The sequence below is a fragment of the Nostoc sp. genome (assembly GCF_036918015.1).
Lineage (GTDB): Bacteria > Cyanobacteriota > Cyanobacteriia > Cyanobacteriales > Nostocaceae > Nostoc.
Map to the genome: position 1 here is coordinate 1 of NZ_JBALEO010000037.1, position 4287 is coordinate 4287.

The window sequence follows — 4287 nt, forward strand, 5'->3', positions numbered from 1 at the left end:
AGTTGTAAAAGATGTAACTCTGTGGGCTGCGGATTTAATTAAAGCCCAAGGTTGCGTTTTACAACTTTGAAAACAGCATATTTAACCCTTCGGTCATCGTGGGATGAGTCAAGACTCCATCGCGTAGAACAGTGTAAGGCATCTGAGCTTGCATCACTATCTGCACCGTCGAAATCACTTCCCCCGCTTCATGACACAACAGGGAACAACCGAGAATCCGACCTGTCTCGGTATCCATGATCGCCTTCATCAGTCCATCGGTTTGACCGAGAGTTTTTGCTCTAGGAATCGCTGAGGCATCCAGTTTCGCCACGCGGATGGCATACCCTTGTTGCTGTGCTTCCGTTTCGGTCAGACCCACATGAGCCAGTTCGGGATCTATGAACAGACAGGATGGAATCAATCGCTCGCACGTGCTGCGGTTGCCACCATCAATCAGATTTGCTTTGACAACACGGTAATCATCAAGCGAGACATGGGTATATTGCAGTCCTCCATTGATGTCGCCTAACGCCCAAATCCCCGGTATGTTTGTTTCCAGGCGATCGTTGACTACAATAAACCCGTGGGCATCAGTTGCCACACCAGCGGCAGCTAAATTTAAGCTATCAGTGGTTGGCGCACGGCCGATAGCGACGAGCAAATGTGAACCTTGGAGGCTAAGGAAGCGATCGGCAACCTGGAGATGAAGGACAGTCGCATTGTCAACGCGATCTACTTTCAATACATTTGTCTTCAGCAAGAATTCAATGCCGTCTCGTTCCAGCAGCGTTTGAACAGCGATCGCTACCTGATCGCGACGGTCTTTGATGGCTCTGCCTACCAACTCTTCATTGGTAAAGGGTCCATACATATCGGCAGTATCCAGTAAGGTAATGCCGAGTTCTAATGCCCGGTGAATCGTGGCGAGCGCTTCTCGATCGTCCTGTCCACCATAGAAATCAGACATTCCCATACAGCCTAGTCCTAATTCTGAAACCACAAGTCCTTGATTGCCGAGTTTGCGTGTTTTCATTGGTAGTTTCCTTGATTTGCCTATAAAACTCTGAATTGCCAACCGAAACAGTGTTAGAGGTCTAATCTGCGGTGTGGACAGGCTTTTGAGAACTCAGCGCAAAATGTTCTGTGCAGAAACCGCAAAAGATCCTAACCTGCCAGAGGAATGTTTTTCGTTATTGCACGATAAATCCACCATCAACTGTGAGCGATTGTCCAGTGACAAAACTAGAAGCGTCTGAACAGAGCCATAGTACAGCATTTACCACTTCTGACAGCGTACCAATCCGACCCATTGGCTGCCCTTTGATGAAATCCTCGGTCGCTTTTGGATTTGCTTTGAAAAGGCGATCAAGCATTTCGGTTTGAATTGGGCCCGGGCTGACGGCATTCACCCGAATTCCTTGCTTGACAAATTCTAATGCCACTGATTTTGTTAGCCCTTCTACAGCGTGTTTACTAGCGGTGTAAATCGGCACCATTGCACCACCGACCAAACCCAAAACTGAACTAGTATTGACGATCGCCCCACCGCCATTTTTCAACAAGGCTGGAATCTCATGTTTCAAAGACAACCATACCCCTTTAACATTGATATCCATGATGCGATCGTAAGTAGCTTCGGTTTGCTCTGCTAACGGTGTGGAATCTTGTTCCACTCCAGCATTGTTGAAAGCAATGTCAAGTCGTCCGTAGTGGGTCATTATTTTCTCAATCAGTATCTGCACATCGGCTTCTTTAGAAACATCTGTCGTCACAGAAAAGCCTTCCCCACCCATTGCTTGAATCTGTCGAATTGTTTCTTCACCTTCAACTTGCCGACGACCTGCAACAACTACTTTTGCTCCAGCTAGAGCTAGAGCTAGAGCGGTTGCTTTACCAATACCTGATGTTCCACCTGTAACGAGTGCGACTTTTCCAGATAACGTAGTCATTGTTAATTTCCTTGGGTGTATTTTGAGACATGATTCACTGAAATAGGGTGTCGTGACAAGGGTATAATCTTCTGAATCATCGCTCCACCAAGCTTTTCAGAACAGTTTCCAGTTCGACTTCGCCTTTGATGGAGCCAGACTCACCACTCTCGAACTCCATCCAGCCCTCGTTGAAACCGTCAAGCATTCGAATGCGCGGCTCTGGATCGGCTGTACCCTGAGCCTTGAACAGCGCCTCCCAGGTTTCGCGGGGAACTACCTCCGCATGTACCGGACGACCCAGAATCTTGGAAAAGCCCTTTGCAATGTCATTCGGCGTTACCCGGTGCGGTCCCTCGATTTCGACGATTCGCCGTCCACTCCAAGTCTGTTGCAGCAACTCGGAGGCAACACAACCGATATCCGCCGTCGCAATCATCGGCACAGGTTTATCCAACGGTTGCAGGAAGCTTTGGATAATGCCACTCTCTCTGGCGGGTGCTACGTCCCAAGCTTCGTTCTCCATAAACCAGGCGGGACGAAGAAAGGTGATCGGCATCGGCAGATCCCCCAATACTTGCTCCAATATCTGAAGTTGAGTCAGTAGGTTCGACTGGGTTGCCTGTGCGCCAATGGTGGACAGGCAGACGACTTTGCCCGGATGCACTGCTGCGATTGCAGTACGCAGAGCAGCGACAATTGCCCGTGTTTCGGGAAAGCCCGGTGATGGCGCAAAGTTTGGCGGAATCACAACGAAGACACCCTCAGCTTTTCTAAAAGCTGCTGTGAGTGCGTCAGCATCGTTCATGTCCGCTAGGGCAACTGCACAACCCTGCTCGACCCAGGCAGTTCCCTTCTTAGCATCACGAATCACAGCGCAGACAGACTGATTGTCGCTCAACAATTTGCGGGCGACGGCACCGCCGACCTGACCTGTAATTCCAGTAATAGCGTACATTTCGCTCTCCTTGTAAATAGTAGACAATTGATAAACATCTTTCCAAGCTTCCGGCTTCAATAAAGATCCTTAAAACCATCTCTGGGAGTGCATTTTAGCGATTTTCCCCAAATATTACGCTCTAACAAGAGTATTCCAATCACTTCTATGTGCTAGCTCAAAATCGTCGAGAAATGAGATATTTTTCTCAACGGGATCGCGGCTAATATGCAGGTGATTAGGGGGAAAATCAGGATCGGTATAGCCAACGGCTAAACCGCACAGGATCGATAATTCCGGTGGGATATTTAACTCGCTGCGAATGATTTCAGGATAAGCGGCTAGCGAAACCTGAGCGCAGGTGCCCAGTCCACGAGCAGTCAGACTCAGCATCAGCGTTTGTAAATAGATCCCTACACTTAAAGCATCCGCATCGCCTAGTTCTCGGTGCATACAGACGATACCGACTATTGGGGCATCAAAAAATTCGTAATTACGCAGAACGGCTCGTTCTCGACTCGCTGTATCATCACGAGCAATCCCCATCGCTCCATAGACTTGTTCACCTAGTTCCTGGCGGTAATGCTGAAATGCCTCTGGCAGTTGAGCGATTTTGGGTAGCTGAGACTCGTCAAAATGCTGCGCTTGCTTTAGCAAAGCCTTTTTCAGTTGATCGCGTCGAGTACCTTCAGCAAATACTACCCGCCACGGCTGGGTATTAGAATTCGACGGCGCGAGCTGTGCTAGAGCAAGAGCTTCATCGAGTAAAATTCGCGGTACGGGTTTGGATAAGAATTTTCGGGTTGAGTGCCGGTCTTTGATAGTTTGGTCGAGATCGAACATATTTAATAAACCTCTATGAGAAAGAGTACTGAAGATTCAATTTTTCCTACAAGTTTGGCGCATCAAGATCCGATTGTTTTTATACACCTCTAAAGTTCCAGACTGCGGGCTATCTAACGTGCCATCCCACACCCAATATTGATAATTTCTATTCCGAAACTTATACACTCGAACACCTTCTGTCGCTTGCTTAGTTCCTTTGCCCAAACTTAAATGACCGTTGGGATTGGTCGCCCGATAGAGCAGTTCACCAGAATTATAATTCTGCCAAATATTGATGTTGTTGCCGTCTTGGCATTTAGTACTCAGGATGATGCCAGCAGTTGAATCAGCAGAAGCTCTTAAGGAAAAATTAACTAAGACACTGATTGGCAGAGCAAGGAGTAACACGGATCTTTTCAGTAGTGTTTTCAATTAGTGTTGTAAAATCATTTTTTGGTCTAGTTTTTTCATGATGATGAGTCCTGTGTCCTGTGGGGAGCAATGCGAAAAGCCCCCCAGTTTTGCCACCTCACAAAATCGTGTTGCTCCCGTCCTGTGATTGTCCAACATGAGTTGTCATAAAGCGACGGATATGATCTGCGATCGCATCTCCTT

General features: G+C 47.8%; 5 protein-coding genes. All 5 read right to left on the reverse strand.

Annotated features, from left to right (window positions below; translation table 11 throughout):
* Positions 1–58: 58 nt before the first annotated feature.
* Positions 59–1015: an aldo/keto reductase gene (locus tag V7K61_RS09000; RefSeq protein WP_335052875.1), complete on the reverse strand. Its 957-nt coding sequence runs from the start codon at positions 1013–1015 to the stop codon at positions 59–61.
* Between the two features lie 157 nt (positions 1016–1172).
* On the reverse strand, positions 1173–1931 hold the full coding sequence (locus tag V7K61_RS09005; RefSeq protein WP_335052876.1) for an SDR family oxidoreductase: 759 nt from the start codon (positions 1929–1931) through the stop codon (positions 1173–1175).
* A gap of 76 nt (positions 1932–2007) precedes the next feature.
* Entirely contained in the window at positions 2008–2928 is a 921-nt protein-coding gene (locus V7K61_RS09010; protein ID WP_335052878.1) for an NmrA family NAD(P)-binding protein, read from the reverse strand.
* Positions 2929–2982: 54 nt separating this feature from the next.
* Positions 2983–3690, reverse strand: coding sequence for a nitroreductase (locus V7K61_RS09015; protein WP_335052880.1), 708 nt, complete (start codon positions 3688–3690; stop codon positions 2983–2985).
* A 36-nt stretch (positions 3691–3726) separates the two neighbouring features.
* Positions 3727–4080, reverse strand: a complete 354-nt coding sequence (locus V7K61_RS09020; RefSeq protein ID WP_335052882.1) for a hypothetical protein — start codon at positions 4078–4080, stop codon at positions 3727–3729.
* Between the last annotated feature and the right edge of the window lie 207 nt (positions 4081–4287).

Coding starts and splice junctions, on each gene's coding strand:
- V7K61_RS09000 (WP_335052875.1), bottom strand. CDS start 1,015: ATGAAAACACGCAAACTCGGCAATCAAGGACTTGTGGTTTCAGAATTA.
- V7K61_RS09005 (WP_335052876.1), bottom strand. CDS start 1,931: ATGACTACGTTATCTGGAAAAGTCGCACTCGTTACAGGTGGAACATCA.
- V7K61_RS09015 (WP_335052880.1), bottom strand. CDS start 3,690: ATGTTCGATCTCGACCAAACTATCAAAGACCGGCACTCAACCCGAAAA.